A 14,836-nucleotide genomic window follows, 5' to 3' on the forward strand; every position below is an offset into this window, starting at 1 on the left:
ATAAAACTGGCGGGGTAAAAACTTTCACCCCGCCAGTTTGTTACGATGCTTTAGCCATGAACTTTAGCTATGAAAGCGCTTACCTGATACACTTTCAGAAGCTCCTGTGCGGTCAAGGTGTTTGGTGATACCGCCCGCGTGCAGCGGGAAGCCAGCTCCTAGCAGCAGGCACAGGTCGATATCGGCGACATCATGCACAACACCTTCCTCAAGCATTATGTTTATTTCAGACGCGAGCTCCTCGCGCACCCGGTGCAAAAGCTCCGCCTCAGTTAGCGGCGTGCTAGTTGCGGTCGTATCAACATGAGCGGCATTAGAGTCGCGGAAAGCAACAACTTTGCCGACCTCGTTTTTAACCAGCGGATCTTTAACCTCGGCTAAATTGTGCAGCGTTTCTGAGCGGTAAAACCTGTCAGGGAAGGCGTCGGCCATAATATCCTGAATGTGCGCGGCAACTTTCCACCCGATCAGGTCAATCAGCCGGAACGGCCCCATGGGCAGCCCGAGCGGATCGAGCGCTCGCTCAGTAACCCCTATATCGGTTCCGCTGTCGAGCGCGCGGGTTGCCTCGCTGAAGATTTTTGCGAGCAGCCTGTTTACCACGAATCCCGGGCGATCCGCTGTAATAACAGCGGTTTTGCTGAGCAGTTTAGCAGTATGCAGCGCGGTTGCCAGAGTCTGTTCGTTCGTGGAATCAGTTTTTACAACCTCAATCAGTGGCATTACAGCAACCGGATTGAAGAAGTGGAAACCGAGCAGGCGCTCAGGGTTTTTAAGCGCGGTGCCAATTTCAGCAACCGAGAGTGATGAGGTGTTGGTTGCGAACACGGCAGTGTCCGAAACTATTTGCTCAAACTTTGTAAACACCTCCTGCTTCACAGACAGCTCTTCAAAAACAGCTTCAATAACCCAGTCGCAGCTGGCGTACTCGCGCGCGTCGGTTGTGCCGCGTAAAAGCGATTTAATGTGGTTGGCGTCGTCTCGGGAGAGCCTATTTTTGCTAACCAGCGAGTCTATTTCGCCGCGAATATAGGCTATACCGTGATCAACCCTGGCCTGATCGAGATCGGTTATCAGCACCGGCACGCGCAGCTTGCTTGCAAACAAGAGCGCGAACTGGCTGGCCATAAGACCCGCGCCAATAACCCCAACGCTGTCAATTGGTTTTGCCAGTTCACTAGAGGGCGCTCCGGCAGGGTTTTTGCCCCGCTTGCGCAACAAATTAAAGGCGTAAAATGAGCTTTTAAATCGGTCATCAGCAATTAGCTCAGTGAGCGCTTCATCCTCGCGTGCAAAACCTGCGGCGCGGTCATTATCAACGGCAGCACACAGCAGCTCGAGTGCACGATACGGCGCCAGAGCAGCATTTGCTACACGGTTTTGGAGCGTCTCGCGAGCCTGCGCAACGGTGTTCTGCCAGGCTGCTTTATCGTTGTTTTTAGCTTCACGCAGGAGCTCTACTTCGCCCGTGAGAATGCGATCCGCCCACTGCAAAGAGCGTTCTAAAAAGACGGAGCTGTCTATAATCTCGTCAAAAATACCCAGTTGGTGGGCCTGCTTCGGATTTAGCATCCGGTTGTTTTTAAGCGGATTACTAACAACAACCTCAACGGCCTTCTCAATACCGATTAGCTGCGGCAGCAGTGTTGAGCCGCCCCAGCCTGGAATTAAGCCGAGATACACCTCGGGCAGCGCGATCAGTTTAGCGGCGCTGCTCACCGTGCGATAGTCGCAGTTAAGCGCAACCTCGAGCCCGCCCCCGAGCGCCAGCCCGTTAACAAAAGCAAAACTCGGCACGTTTATACCACCCAGTTTGCCGAGCACAAAATGCCCAAACTGTGACATCAGCATTATCTTGTCGGTGTCTTTCGTGCTGGCAAACAGCTCAAGATCAGCTCCCGCAGCAAAGCAGCCGGTTTTGCCGGTTACTGCAATGCCATCTATTGCGCCGTCGTCAGCGCGCCGTGCCAGCTCGTCTAAAACACTGTTAAGAGCGTCTAGCGAGAGCGGCCCCAGCGTGTTTGGGCGCTTGTCGTGATTGTCGAGGGTGATTAGCGCGATAACCTTGCCAGACGGCAAGGTCACGTCATTAACGAGTGCCCGGGTTACAACCTCATTGCTTGCGGAGCCAATAATAGGAGAGAAATCAATTGCGTCGTAGGAAGTTGCCACCGTAGTTAGCCTTTCTTGCCGTTGTAGTGCGGGTTTTCCCAGATCATAGCGCCGCCCTGACCAAGCCCGACGCACATTGCCGCCATGCCGTAGCGCACATCAGGGCGCTGTTCAAACTGCTTGGCAAGCTGGATTAGTAGTCGCACACCGGAAGCGGCGAGCGGATGCCCAAGTGCAATCGCGCCACCCCACGGGTTAACACGCGGATCGTCATCGGCGATGTCGAAATGATCGGTGAATGAGAGCACCTGCACAGCAAAGGCCTCGTTCAGTTCAAACAGACCGATGTCTGAAATATCAAGCCCGGCTCGGCGCAGCGCTTTTTCAGCTGCGGGAACAGGACCAAGACCCATAACCTCAGGATCCACTCCCGCAAAAGCATAGGTAACCAGATTCATTTTAGAGGCGAACCCGAGCTCTGCCGCCTTTTCTGAGCTAGCTAGCAGAGCAACGGTTGCGCCGTCGGTGAGCGGTGACGAGTTGCCTGCTGTAACCTTGCCGTTAACGCGGAACGGGGTTTTCAGTCCGCTCAGCCCCTCAAGCGTTGTGCTTGGGCGGCGTCCTTCGTCTTCGCTCACGAGCCGCCAGCCACCCTCATCGGTGACGGCAACAGGAACCAGATCAGCCTGAATATAACCGTTCTGATACGCAGCCTCCGCTTTAAGTTGTGAGTTTAGCGCGTACTGATCCGCCCGCTCCTTGGTTAGATGCGGAAAACGATCGTGCAATTTTTCTGCGGTGTTGCCCATATTGAGCGCTGCTTCTGAAAGTTTGTTTTCTGCGAAAAATCGCGGATTCGCATGGCTGGCAAATCGCATCGGGTGTTTGCCCATGTGCTCAACTCCGCCGGCGATTGTAAGATCCGCGTGCCCCGCAGCAATTACGCTCGCCAGCAGCGATGTTGTTGTCATTGCACCGGCGCACATTCTGTCGAGCGCGAACCCAGGCACGGTTTCAGGCAGCCCTGCGAGCATTCCCACGGTGCGTCCCAGTGTAAGCCCCTGGTCTTGCTCCTGTGTGGTTGCTGCTATCCCCACATCATCAATTTCCGCGAGCGGCAGCTCCGGATTGCGTGCGAGCAAGCCCTGTAGTGCTTTCACCGCTAGATCATCCGCGCGAGTTTGCCAGTAAGATCCTTTATGACCTGCGCGCCCAAACGGGGTACGCACGCCATCAATAAACGATACTTGCTTTTTAGTCACACTGCCTCCTATAACGTGTAACGAGTGCCAAATACACTAGATATTTTGCCAGCCGTGGCTGTGTTTTTACCGCATATTTACCAGCTTATGATTTTGCTTTAGGTGTTTTCTGCAGCGCATTCCATAGTGGGTCACAAATCAGTTCGCCCTGCCATTTTCGAGCTCCTGCGCGTGAGATGGCTTTTTTGAACTCATCGCGTGTTTTGCAGTCTCCGTGCGCGATCAAGATTTGCTTTAGAGTTTCGGAATTAAGTAGCACACTGCGGGGCACATTTTGGGACTGCGCAATAGCATCAAGGGTTTTAAAAGCTGCGGCTTGCTGCTGTTTCTGTGCGGTAGTTAGTTTTTCGCCGTGTTTCATAATATCTTTGAGCTTTTCGTCCATCTCGCTGCGGCGCGCTCTAACAATGGCGCGCCAAAAACTGTCGTGATAGATTTGTGCGTATCTGCGGCGAAAACCGGGCATTCTATTAAGCGCAGCTTGATTGCGCGGATGCGCTTCAGCAATCGCAATAATCACGCTATCGGGCAGTAGCTGGTGGGTTGGAATGTCGGTTCTCTCTGCAATAGCAAGTCTTTCTTGATACAGCGCCCGCGCAACTTTCAAAGCCCTGATATCTGATGAAATTTTGTTAATTCCAGAGAGCTTGCAGTGCCACGCCTTAGCTTTAACGGGCTGTTGCTGCCGCTGCAGCAGCGCCCGCATTTCCTGCGAGATAACATTGCTTTTCTTAGCTTCTTTAGCGAGTTTGACCTGCTGGGCTTTAATCTGGTGCAGCAGCGCCACGTCTAACGCAGCATACTGCTGCCATTTCACAGGGATTGGGCGCGTCGCCCAGTTTTCAGCAGAGTGGGTCTTGTTGAGCTTAATGCGTAACAAATTTTCAACTATTGCACCAAGACCTATCGCCTTATCGCCCAGTATTTGAGCTGCCAGCTGCGTATCCCACAGGCGCGTGGGGTGCAGCCCCAGTTCCGTCAGCTGCGGCAGATCGTTAGAGCCGGCGTGTAGAATCCACTCGCACTTGTTAATTACAGCAGCTAGCTGTGTAAGATCGTTAACAGCTATCGGGTCTATCAAAAATATTGCGCTGTTTTTTCGTTTTACTTGCACCAAATAGGCTTTTTGATTGTGTCGGTAGCCGCTAGCACGTTCTGTGTCGATGGCGACCGGACCGCTAGCTGCGGTGAGCTGCGCAACCGCCCGGGCAAGTGCTTCCTGAGTATCAACTAGAAGCCAGCTAATATCGAGCTCGTTCTGCGGGGTGAATTTTTCGTGATTTCGCATACTGTATCTAAATTTTTTGCTTATTGTATGCTGCCAGCGACGCCACGCCCGCTTCGTGATCAAGCCCCGCCAGCAGGCAGATCAGCTGTCCCCAAGCGCTGAGGTGAGCGCCCATATGCTGCGGTTCAGGTGTCCACGAGGCGCGTATCTGCAGCTGCGATCCGCTGCCAGAGCTGGCTAGCCTGCCATAGCCGGTAGAAGTCGTAACTGTGGCGGTGCCAGCAATTTCGGTGTGCCCTGCGTGCTCGCTAGCAAGCGCCGTAGCAAGCCACTGCCACGCAACGTCTGCAATTAGCGGATCAGTGCCAAGCTCAACTTCAATATTGCTCTGCGCGTAACAGACAACTTTAAAATCACCCTGCCAGATATCGCGCTGGGCTGGATCGTAGAGCAGCGCAAACCGCCCGCAGCCCACGTTATTGTCAAGCACCGCGCCTGCGCCGCGAATCCCGCTGCCGCTGTTGTTAATAGCAGCTCCTGCGGCGTAACTGTGCGGCGCAAGCTGCTGTGGTGCGATTATTTCGCAAAAATCTAGTTCGTGCCGGAGCGTTGTCTGCCGCAACTGGGCAACCGCGAGCGCGAAAGCTTCGGGAATAAAACCTGTGTTATTGGGCACGGTTTAAGTTTAAAATGAGTTTTATCTGTGGGATTTAAGGCGCGCCGAAAATAGTGTGGCTAAAATTATGTTTGCTATGAACTTAAAAAAGCTTAAAATAGTTTCTCGCACGCCCAGAGTTAGTGGGCAGCAGATCGCCAACAATCTAGTGCCCCCGCCGCAGTTTAACTCAGCCAGTTTTGCGTCGTACATTCCTGATACGGAATATCCCTCGCAGGAACAGGCGCGAGGTTTGTTGCGTGGCTTTGTGAGTGGGGCAGCAGCTCCTGCGGGGCAGGAGACAAGCATATTTTTTGGGTTCTTGCGCAAAAAAAAGCAGCCCGCACAAGCTGCGACAGAAAGTGCTGTTGCAACGCTCCCCGCGGATAAACAGGGCGTTTATCTTGACGGTGGATTCGGCGTTGGTAAAACGCACTTGCTTGCGGCGGCGTGGCACGCGCAGCCTGGAAAAAAATATTTCGGCACTTTTATTCAGTACACCGCGCTTGTTGGAGCGCTCGGATACAACGGCGCAAGTGACATATTGCGCGGCGCAAAATTGATTTGCATTGACGAGTTTGAACTTGATGATCCGGGTGACACAATGCTGATGACGCGGCTGATTAAAGACCTCACCGCAACGGGTTCAAAGTTTATTGCAACCAGCAACACTCCGCCTAACGCGCTGGGTGAGGGGCGTTTTGCGGCGGCAGATTTTATGCGCGAAATTCAGGCGATGAGTGACAAGTTCACAACGATTCGGATAGAAGGTAAAGACTATAGGCAGCGCGATATTGAGGGTGTTGCCAGTGTTTGCACAGCCGCTGAGCTGGCAGATGTTGTTGTAACGGCACAGACGCGGGGTGAGAGCGTGTCACATGATGATTTCCAGGAGCTTTTGGCGCACCTTGCCAGAGTGCACCAGGTCAGCTACGCTGAACTTATTGCGGGGCTTGATTTGATCGTGCTTAGTGACTGTGCGGAGCTAACGGATCAGTCTGCGGCGCTGCGGTTTGTGGCGTTTATTGACCGGGTCTATGACGCGCAGATTCCCGTGCGCGCCAGCGGAGTGCCGCTAAACATGATTTTCGGCGGCGGTATGCTCGACGGCGGATACCGCAAAAAGTATCTGCGCTGTATGTCGCGCGTTAACGCGCTCTGTTCAGCCTAGTGGCTGTTACCGTGCCTGGCGAGTGTTACTCAGATACGCGGGTACGGCGAGCGCCACGGTTACTGCGGCCAGCACCATGTGCGTTCCCACAAACAGCGGTGGTAACCCGGTGCGCGCCTGATACACTCCAATAACAATCTGTGCCAAAATCGTTGCTGTTAAGGCAAGCAACCAGCGCGCGGCCGCAAACTTTCGCATCATCGCGATCGTGGTTGTGAGCAGCGCCGCAGCCAACAGCATATACCCGGGCAGTGAGTGCAGGTGTGCGAGAGCTCCTGCGTCCACTCCGGAGCGAATGACGTTCTGATCACCCGAGTGTGGACCTGCTGATGTGGTTACAACACCCGCAATAATTGTGAGCATCAAAAAGACGTTCAGCACGCCGGTTAGTAACGCAAAATAGGGCGGCACAGTGGCAGTTTTTGTGACCCTGCAGCGGGGGAGCAGGTATACCGTCGCGGCGGTCACACCAACGAGCAGAATCGAGGCGAAATAGTGAAATCCCACAATTGTAGGGTTTAGCCCTGTATGCACTGTTATGCCGCCAACAATCGCCTGCGCAATAATACCCAAAATAACTATTACCGCGAGCTGAAACAGGTCTTTTCGCTGTTTGCGGATCGGCAGCACCAGCACCAAAACAGCCAGCGCAATAATGCCTAGTACGCCTGTCATTAGCCGGTTGCCAAACTCGATAATGCTGTGCCAGTCAAGCTCCTGAGTTGGCACGAGCGAGTCTGGCGTACACGTTGGCCAGGTGGGGCATCCCAGCCCGGAGCCGGTTAGGCGCACTGTGCCGCCGGTGCCGATAATTGCAATATTTGCCAGCAGAGATGCCCAGCTGAACCCCTTTAGCGCTCGTGTGTGCCACACAGGAACGATGCTATCTCGTGATCCGCTTGAAATATTTGAGTGCGAGGACATTAAACTCCTTTAGCGTAGCTTAGGCTGTAAAAACAGCGCTATCAGGTTTTTGAGCTGCAGCGTGTTAGTATCTTTTTACTGGTTATTTATCTTTTAAGATAAATGATGTTACAAATTAATTTTACTTCACTGCCCCTATAAAACTCAGAGAATCTGGGCAATAAAGCGGTGTAATTAGTAAGGAAGGAAGGTGCAATGACTGATATTCTCATTGATCGCCCCGAGCTGCAAGATCTTGGTAACTATGAATTTGGTTGGCACGACTCGGACTTGGCGGGCGAAAGCGCCAAAAGAGGTTTGAGCGAAGAGGTTGTGCGCAATATTTCCGAGCTTAAAAAAGAGCCGAAGTGGATGCTGCAGCGCAGGCTAAAAGCGCTGCAGCTGTTTGAGCGCAAGCCGATGCCGCAGTGGGGAGCGGATCTTTCTGAAATAGACTTCGATAAGATTAAATATTTTGTGCGCTCAACAGAACGCCAGGCGCAGAGCTGGGAAGATTTACCAGAAGATATTAAAACAACCTACGAGCGTCTGGGTATTCCTGAGGCCGAGCGGCAGCGCTTGGTCGCCGGTGTTGCAGCGCAGTACGAATCTGAGGTTGTATACCATCAGATCCGCGAAGATCTTGAAAAGCAGGGCGTTATCTTTCTTGACACTGATACCGCGCTGCAGGAGCATCCCGAGGTTTTTCAGGAGTATTTCGGCACTGTAATTCCGTCGGGCGATAATAAGTTTGCGGCTCTTAACACGGCTGTGTGGTCTGGTGGGTCGTTTGTGTACGTTCCCAAGGGCGTGCATGTTGAGATTCCGCTGCAGGCGTATTTCCGTATTAACACGGAGAATATGGGGCAGTTTGAACGCACTCTGATTATTGCCGACGAGGGCAGCTATGTGCACTATATTGAGGGCTGCACAGCGCCTATTTACAAGACTGACTCGCTGCACTCTGCCGTTGTTGAGATTATCGTGAAGAAGAACGCTCGCGTGCGCTACACAACGATTCAAAACTGGTCAACCAACGTTTACAACCTGGTTACCAAGCGTGCGATTGCTGAAGAGGGCGCAACCATGGAGTGGGTTGATGGCAACATCGGCTCTAAGGTTACCATGAAGTACCCGGCGATTTATCTAACCGGGGCTTACGCAAAGGGCGAAACTCTTTCGGTGGCGTTTGCTGGTCCCGGGCAGCACCAGGATGCTGGCGCAAAAATGATCCATATGGCACCGCACACGCAGTCGTCTATAGTTTCTAAATCAATTGCGCGCGGTGGCGGTCGTGCGGGGTATCGCGGTGAGGTGAAAATCGCTGAAAACGCGCACCACTCTGCGAATTCTGTTATCTGTGACGCGTTGCTCGTGGATCGCATTTCGCGTTCTGACACGTATCCGGCAATTGATATTCGTGTTGACGATGTGCAGCTAGGGCACGAAGCCACGGTAACCAAGGTTAGTGAGGCGCAGCTGTTCTATTTGATGAGTCGTGGGCTTGATGAGACCGAGGCGATGAGCATGATTGTACGCGGCTTTATTGAACCGATCGCGCGCGAGCTGCCTATGGAGTATGCACTCGAGCTAAATAAACTGATTGACATGAGCATGGAAGGGTCAGTGGGCTAGTATGGGCATAACGCACCAGGAAAAGTTTGTTCCTATTCAAACACGATCTGAGCGGGTTGCATCAACCAAGCTCGCTGATTTTCCGGAGGTCACAGGTCGTGAAGCACAGTGGGTTTACACTCCCGTAGCAAAACTGCAGGAGTTGCTCAACGGTCCGCTGCAACCTGCAAAACCGAGCGTCAGCACGACCTGCGTCGCGGGAATTAAAACATCTTTTATCGCGCGCGATGACAAGCGGATCGGTTCTGTGTATAAACCAGAGGATAGAGCGGCAGCCCAGGCGTTTAACGTTTTTGAAAAGGCGCTGCTAATCGAGGTTAGCGGAGAGTCTGAAAAAGACATGGTAATTAGGCTCAGTGACTACGGCACAGAGGCGAGCGGCGGGCATATTTTTGTTGATGTTAAGCCTTATGCACGCGGTCTTGTAACCCTTATTTACAGCGGGGATGCAAAGCTTGCCGACACGATTGAAATCCGCGTTGGCGAGGGCGCGCGCGTCACTTTTGTTAGCCTTGGCGAGTTTAGCGACAGCGCGATCCACCTTTCCCAGCATCACGCGGAGGTTGGAAAAGACGCGTTTTTGAAGCATATTGTTGTTAACATGAGCGGCAGCGTTGTGCGCGTTAACCCCTCTGTGCAGCTTGCGCACCAGGGCGGCGACGTTGAGATGTACGGGCTGTATTTCGCGGATCCCGGGCAGCACCTGGAGCATCAGGTGTGGGTGCATCACATCGCACCGAACTGCCGTTCTCGCGTGAACTACAAGGGAGCGCTGCAGGGTAACGGGTCTCACACCGTGTGGATCGGTGACGTGCTTATCGGTCCTAATGCGGTTGGCACTGACAGCTACGAGGAAAATCGTAACCTTGTGCTCGGTAACGGGCCAATTGCTGATTCGGTTCCAAACCTTGAGATCGAGTGCGGCGATATCGCGGGGGCCGGTCACGCATCCGCAACCGGCAGGTTTGACGAGGAGCACCTGTTCTACCTGATGGCGCGTGGTATTGATGAGCTAACCGCGCGGCGCTTGGTTGTACGTGGCTTCTTGAACGAAATTGTGCAGCAGATTGAACACGAAGAAATCGCTGCCGATATACAGTCGCGCCTCGATGTTGAACTGGAACGCTCCGATGCTGCGATTGTCGCAGGAATGGGGCGTTAAATTGGGTTTTGAGCGTGTTTGTGATGCCGCCAAGGTGCAGGTTAACACACCTATGAAAGTTGAAGTTGCCGGGCAGGCAATCGCGGTTGTGCGCGATTCTGTCGGTGAGCTATACGCAATAGGCGACACCTGCACACACGGCGATGTGTCGCTGAGCGAGGGTTTTGTTGAAGACGATACTCTCGAGTGCTGGGCGCACGGCGCGAAGTTTTCGCTCAAAATCGGTCACCCTTTAACTTTGCCGGCCTATGAGCCGGTGCCTGTTTACGCAATTAAAATTGTTGATGAACAGATTTTTATCGATCCAACTCCGATTTTTAAGGAGAATAATAATGTCCACACTAGAAATTAAAAACCTGCACGTTGAAATTGAGACGGATGGTGGCACCAAAGAGATTCTTAAAGGCGTTGATTTGACGATTAACTCCGGTGAGATTCACGCAATTATGGGCCCTAACGGTTCTGGCAAATCAACACTCGCTTCAACCATTGCAGGGCATCCCAGCTACGAGGTAACAGCGGGCAGCATCACGCTTGACGGCGAAGACGTGCTCGAAATGGAAGTTGACGAGCGCGCAAAAGCTGGTCTGTTCTTGGCAATGCAGTACCCTGTGGAAATTCCCGGCGTCACAATGTCAAACTTCTTGCGCACCGCAAAAACCGCTATTGACGGAGATGCGCCAGCGATCCGCGAATGGCTTGGGAAGGTTAAAACCGCGATGTCTGATCTGCGCATGAGTCCAGAGTTTCTGGAGCGTAACGTGAACGAAGGCTTTTCCGGTGGCGAAAAAAAGCGTGCCGAAATTTTGCAGCTGGAGCTGTTGCAGCCAAAGTTCGCGCTGCTCGATGAAACCGACTCCGGGCTTGACGTTGACGCGCTGCGCGTTGTTAGCGAGGGCGTTAATCGCGCTCATAAAAACAGCGGTCTCGGCGTGCTTTTGATCACCCACTACACGCGCATTTTGCAGTACATCAAGCCGGATTTTGTGCACGTTTTTGTTGCCGGCAGAATTGCAGAACAGGGCGGATCAGAGCTTGCTGATCGGCTCGAAGCAGAGGGTTACGACAGATTCCAAGTGTAACCTTAACTGCTTAACTGGGTGTGGAGTCTGGTAAAACACAGACTCCACACTGTCGCATTTAATACGAAAGGCAACCATGAGCGCTCCATCGATTAGCCCGCTTGATCCAGAGTTTAAGGAACAGGCGATTGAGGCTCTAAAAAACGTTTCCGACCCAGAGCTCGGTGTTAACATCTACGACCTGGGGCTAATCTACGACCTTGCATATGACCACGTTAACGAGGCGCTAGTTATCAGTATGACCTTGACAAGCGCTGGGTGTCCGCTCACCGACGTGATCGAGAGTGATATCGCAGAGGCTCTGGACGGGCTTGTTACCGCTTTCAGAATTAATTGGGTGTGGATGCCGCCGTGGACTCCGCAGCGGATCACAGATGACGGGCGAGATATGATGCGGGCCTTAGGTTTTAGCATCTAGCTATGATTTCAGTTACAAACCTTGCCGTTGATGTTGGTGCGCGACGGCTAATGAGTGATGTTAGTTTTACCGTAAACCCGGGGGATAAAATAGGTCTTGTCGGTCGTAACGGGGCCGGTAAAACAACCCTCACTAAAGTCTTAACGGGCGATAAACAGCCGGCGGAGGGTAACCTCAGCGTGCGCGGTAAAATAGGGTTTTTGCCGCAGGATCCGCGCACCGCCGATCCGTCGCAAATAGCGCGTCACCGCATCCTAGACGCGCGCGGGCTTGGCACGCTGCAGGCGCAGCTCGCCGCCGCCAGCGAGAAAATGTCCGACCCTAATCCAGCGGTTGCTGCAAAGGCGATGAAACGCTTTGGTAATTTGAGTGACCGTCTGCACGCCCTGGGCGGATACGCGGCAGAGAGCGAAGCTGCTGCAATATCTCACAACCTGGGCTTGCCCGACAGAGTGCTCGAACAGCCGCTGGGTGAGCTTTCTGGCGGTCAGCGCAGGCGTATCGAGCTGGCGCGAATCCTGTTCAGTGACGCTGACACGTTAATTCTTGACGAGCCAACCAACCACTTAGACGCCGATTCAATCGTGTGGCTGCGCACCTTTATTAGCAACTATCGCGGTGGTGTGATTATTATCAGCCACGATGTTGAACTGGTTGGTGAAACTGTGAACCGTGTTTTTTACCTCGACGCTAACCGACAGGTAATCGACATTTACAATATGCGCTGGCATCACTATCTAAAACAGCGCGTTGCGGATGAAGAACGCCGCCGCAAAGAGCGCAGCAACATTGAAAAGAAAGCGCAAACACTGCTCGAGCAAGCGGCACGCTTTGGTGCTAAAGCATCGAAGGCAGCGGCGGCTCACCAGATGGCGCGCCGCGCTGAAAAAATGGTTGCGCAGTTAGAGGATGTGCGGCAGCTTGATGCGGTTGCTAAGCTGAGGTTTCCCGATCCGCAAAAATGCGGTAAAACTCCGCTGCAGGCGCGAACCATTAGCAAATCTTATGGCTCTCTGGAGATTTTTACGGGAGTTAATCTCGCCATTGACAGGGGCTCAAAAGTTGTTATTCTTGGTTTCAACGGTGCAGGTAAAACAACGCTGCTGCGTATTCTTGCCGGTGTTGATAAGCCCGATACGGGTGAGGTTATAGCTGGCAGTGGTCTGAAGGTTGGCTACTACGCGCAGGAGCATGAAACTCTTGACGTTAATCGCAGCGTGCTAGAGAATATGACGGCCGCTTCTGAGCATCTCACAGAGACCGAGGCTCGGCGAGTGCTCGGCTCGTTTCTGTTCAGCGGAGAAGATGTATACAAGCCGGCGGGCGTGCTCTCTGGCGGTGAGAAAACGCGGCTCGCGCTGGCGATCCTGGTTGTTTCAAGCGCGAATGTGCTGCTGCTCGATGAGCCAACTAATAACCTGGATCCTGCCAGCCGCGCCGAAATTCTCGACGCTCTGGCCACGTTCATGGGCGCTGTTGTGCTTGTGAGTCACGATCTGGGAGCTGTTGCTGCGCTAAATCCGGAACGCGTTTTGATTATGCCAGACGCCACAGAAGACATCTGGAGCAGGGACTATCTGGAGCTTATCGAGCTGGCATAGCGCGCTGCTACGCGACTTTTCGCAGCGGATCAGCTACGCGCGTTAAGCCAGGCGTCTTCTGCGGCTTCATCGCTCTGCGGTTTACGAGACTCGCGCAGCGCCTTCTTTGCCTGTTGCCGTCGTACTTTTTGTGAGTTCGGGTTGAAGTTTTGGAATTCTTTTTTAGCCGCGAGCGTAATTCCAGTTCCCGCAATAATGATGAACACAAGCCACTGCAGGGCATAGGAGAGGTGCGGTCCTGGGTCGAGTGCTGGCCGCGGGGCTAAGATTCCGTGCGCCTGGGCGGGGGTTTCTGAAATAAGTGCGAGGTATCCGGCTGTGTACACAGAGTCGCTAGCTTCGTTCGTAATGCTCGCCGCTTCTGCTGGGTTAATGCTACCGATGCTGTGCGCTGTTGGGGTGCGTCCCGAGATAACAGGCTCTGCCTGTCGCAGCCGGGCAGTTAGTGTAATCTCTTGCTGTGAGGTGGCAAGCTCGAGGGAGTTTGGGTCGGGGGTTGCGCTATCCGTTATAACCGTTGCGCTCCAGCCGCGATCAACAAAGAGCGTTATGCCCTCAGCGGTTTTGAAAGCCTGTAAAATGTGCGAGCCGGTGCCGCTGAGACCGGGGCGATTGCGCACCAGCACGAACTCTGCGGTGTATTTTCCCGTTGCCGTCACAGGGCGCCATTTTTGAGTGTCTTCGTGGAATTCTGTTAGATTTGTGACGAGGCTCTGAAAAGGAGTCGCAGGCGCGTCGTAGTTGGTAACGATCCGGTCGATTTCAGCCTGAGCCTGCGCTTTGCGCGCAAACTGCCAGTTTGAGAGCGCAACACAGACTAGCGCAAAAACGAGCAGCATTGCGTAGTAGCCGAGCCAGCGCCTGGCATACAAAAAGCTCCAGCCGCGCCCTGATGCTTGATTCTGCGGGGCAGTCACGCGCGCCCCCGGGGCGGTAGTTCTGCGATTGGCAAAGTTTGTTTTAGAAACTGTCTGGCCGTTAAAAAATCACTGAGATAAGCCAGGTGCGCTTCGCAGCACAGCCAGATTTTGCGCCTGTTGCCGGTGTGTATTTTGGGATTGACCCACAGCAGCGCCCACTGCGCGGGAGCTGTGCAACCGGCGCGCGAGCAGATTACAGCTGAGCTTTCTTGCGCAGCTTGTGAGAATCCGCCAAAAAGATCGGCAAGATCTAGCATGTTACTCTGCATCTGACTGTTTTGCGGGCTTGTATTTCGGGGCTGCTATGATAATAACCTCAGGGCTCGCGCTCTTCTGCAGCGAGTCTGGCAGTGACAGCGGAGTAACCGTGCTGTGCTGCTTTTTATCAACAACGGGGGCGATATTATTGGCGACCATAACCGCGAAGAACGGCAGCAGGGCAGCCCCTAGAATTGGCAGAATCGCCCACCAGCCGGGGGTGAACAGCAGACACAGCACGCACGCCACACGGATACTCATAGAAATTACGTAAACGCGAGTGCGTTGGTTGCGATTTGCAACCGGATCCACGCCCGCGCCCGTAACTTCGTAAGTTTGATTAGTCATATTAGTTTCTTCCTTTTTCCAGTCTACGCGGTTATGCTGACGGTAAAATTAATAACAGTTTTTAAACACAGAAAATGAGGT

15 protein-coding genes are annotated in these 14,836 nt (G+C 53.4%); 7 read left to right on the forward strand and 8 right to left on the reverse strand.

Annotation, left to right across the window (positions count from 1 at the left end):
• Positions 1-63 precede the first annotated feature (63 nt).
• The 4 genes from KJY78_RS01290 to KJY78_RS01305 all read right to left on the reverse strand — a co-directional run bounded on the left by KJY78_RS01290 (position 64) and on the right by KJY78_RS01305 (position 5,278).
• Positions 64-2,172, reverse strand: a complete 2,109-nt coding sequence (locus KJY78_RS01290; RefSeq protein WP_214336673.1) for a 3-hydroxyacyl-CoA dehydrogenase NAD-binding domain-containing protein — start codon at positions 2,170-2,172, stop codon at positions 64-66.
• Between the two features lie 5 nt (positions 2,173-2,177).
• Entirely contained in the window at positions 2,178-3,374 is a 1,197-nt protein-coding gene (locus tag KJY78_RS01295; RefSeq protein WP_214336674.1) for a thiolase family protein, read from the reverse strand.
• 85 nt (positions 3,375-3,459) lie between these two features.
• A complete protein-coding gene (locus KJY78_RS01300; RefSeq protein WP_214336675.1) occupies positions 3,460-4,662 on the reverse strand; it encodes an HRDC domain-containing protein in 1,203 nt (400 codons plus the stop codon).
• 7 nt (positions 4,663-4,669) lie between these two features.
• The gene (locus KJY78_RS01305; protein WP_214336676.1) at positions 4,670-5,278 is read right to left on the reverse strand and encodes a DUF3000 family protein; all 609 of its coding nucleotides are present in this window, start codon (positions 5,276-5,278) and stop codon (positions 4,670-4,672) included.
• Between the two features lie 67 nt (positions 5,279-5,345).
• Here KJY78_RS01305 and zapE point away from each other — a divergent pair, with 67 nt between their 5' ends.
• Positions 5,346-6,428: a cell division protein ZapE gene (zapE, locus tag KJY78_RS01310; RefSeq protein WP_431732316.1), complete on the forward strand. Its 1,083-nt coding sequence runs from the start codon at positions 5,346-5,348 to the stop codon at positions 6,426-6,428.
• 6 nt (positions 6,429-6,434) lie between these two features.
• Here the strand turns inward: zapE and KJY78_RS01315 are convergent, their stop codons facing one another.
• Complete coding sequence (locus tag KJY78_RS01315; protein WP_214336678.1) at positions 6,435-7,352, reverse strand: COX15/CtaA family protein; 918 nt, start codon at positions 7,350-7,352, stop codon at positions 6,435-6,437.
• Between the two features lie 195 nt (positions 7,353-7,547).
• Between KJY78_RS01315 and sufB the strand changes: the two genes are divergently transcribed.
• The 6 genes from sufB (at position 7,548) to KJY78_RS01345 (ending at position 13,229) form a co-directional block, all read left to right on the forward strand.
• Positions 7,548-8,966, forward strand: a complete 1,419-nt coding sequence (sufB, locus tag KJY78_RS01320; RefSeq protein WP_214336679.1) for a Fe-S cluster assembly protein SufB — start codon at positions 7,548-7,550, stop codon at positions 8,964-8,966.
• 1 nt (position 8,967) lies between these two features.
• Positions 8,968-10,128: a Fe-S cluster assembly protein SufD gene (gene sufD, locus KJY78_RS01325; protein ID WP_214336681.1), complete on the forward strand. Its 1,161-nt coding sequence runs from the start codon at positions 8,968-8,970 to the stop codon at positions 10,126-10,128.
• Positions 10,076-10,480, forward strand: a complete 405-nt coding sequence (locus KJY78_RS01330; protein WP_369804407.1) for a non-heme iron oxygenase ferredoxin subunit — start codon at positions 10,076-10,078, stop codon at positions 10,478-10,480. Before sufD ends, KJY78_RS01330 begins: the two co-directional genes overlap by 53 nt.
• Positions 10,461-11,210, forward strand: coding sequence for a Fe-S cluster assembly ATPase SufC (sufC, locus tag KJY78_RS01335; protein WP_214336683.1), 750 nt, complete (start codon positions 10,461-10,463; stop codon positions 11,208-11,210). The genes KJY78_RS01330 and sufC overlap by 20 nt, the downstream gene beginning before the upstream one ends.
• A 76-nt stretch (positions 11,211-11,286) precedes the next feature.
• Positions 11,287-11,628: a metal-sulfur cluster assembly factor gene (locus KJY78_RS01340; protein WP_214336685.1), complete on the forward strand. Its 342-nt coding sequence runs from the start codon at positions 11,287-11,289 to the stop codon at positions 11,626-11,628.
• Positions 11,629-11,630: 2 nt separating this feature from the next.
• On the forward strand, positions 11,631-13,229 hold the full coding sequence (locus tag KJY78_RS01345) for an ABC-F family ATP-binding cassette domain-containing protein (RefSeq protein WP_214336687.1): 1,599 nt from the start codon (positions 11,631-11,633) through the stop codon (positions 13,227-13,229).
• Positions 13,230-13,258: 29 nt separating this feature from the next.
• Here KJY78_RS01345 and KJY78_RS01350 read toward each other — a convergent pair whose 3' ends face one another.
• The 3 genes from KJY78_RS01350 to KJY78_RS01360 are packed head-to-tail and all read right to left on the reverse strand — an operon-like array spanning position 13,259 to position 14,755.
• Entirely contained in the window at positions 13,259-14,146 is an 888-nt protein-coding gene (locus KJY78_RS01350; RefSeq protein ID WP_214336688.1) for an SURF1 family cytochrome oxidase biogenesis protein, read from the reverse strand.
• Positions 14,143-14,418 (reverse strand): hypothetical protein, encoded by a 276-nt coding sequence (locus KJY78_RS01355; RefSeq protein WP_250544013.1) that lies wholly within the window; start codon positions 14,416-14,418, stop codon positions 14,143-14,145. Before KJY78_RS01355 ends, KJY78_RS01350 begins: the two co-directional genes overlap by 4 nt.
• Positions 14,408-14,755 carry a DUF3099 domain-containing protein gene (locus tag KJY78_RS01360; protein WP_214336689.1) on the reverse strand — a complete coding sequence of 116 codons (348 nt, stop codon included), beginning with the start codon at positions 14,753-14,755 and terminating at the stop codon, positions 14,408-14,410. The genes KJY78_RS01355 and KJY78_RS01360 overlap by 11 nt, the downstream gene beginning before the upstream one ends.
• Between the last annotated feature and the right edge of the window lie 81 nt (positions 14,756-14,836).

The organism is Canibacter zhuwentaonis, from assembly GCF_018531145.1.
Lineage (GTDB): Bacteria > Actinomycetota > Actinomycetes > Actinomycetales > Microbacteriaceae > Canibacter > Canibacter zhuwentaonis.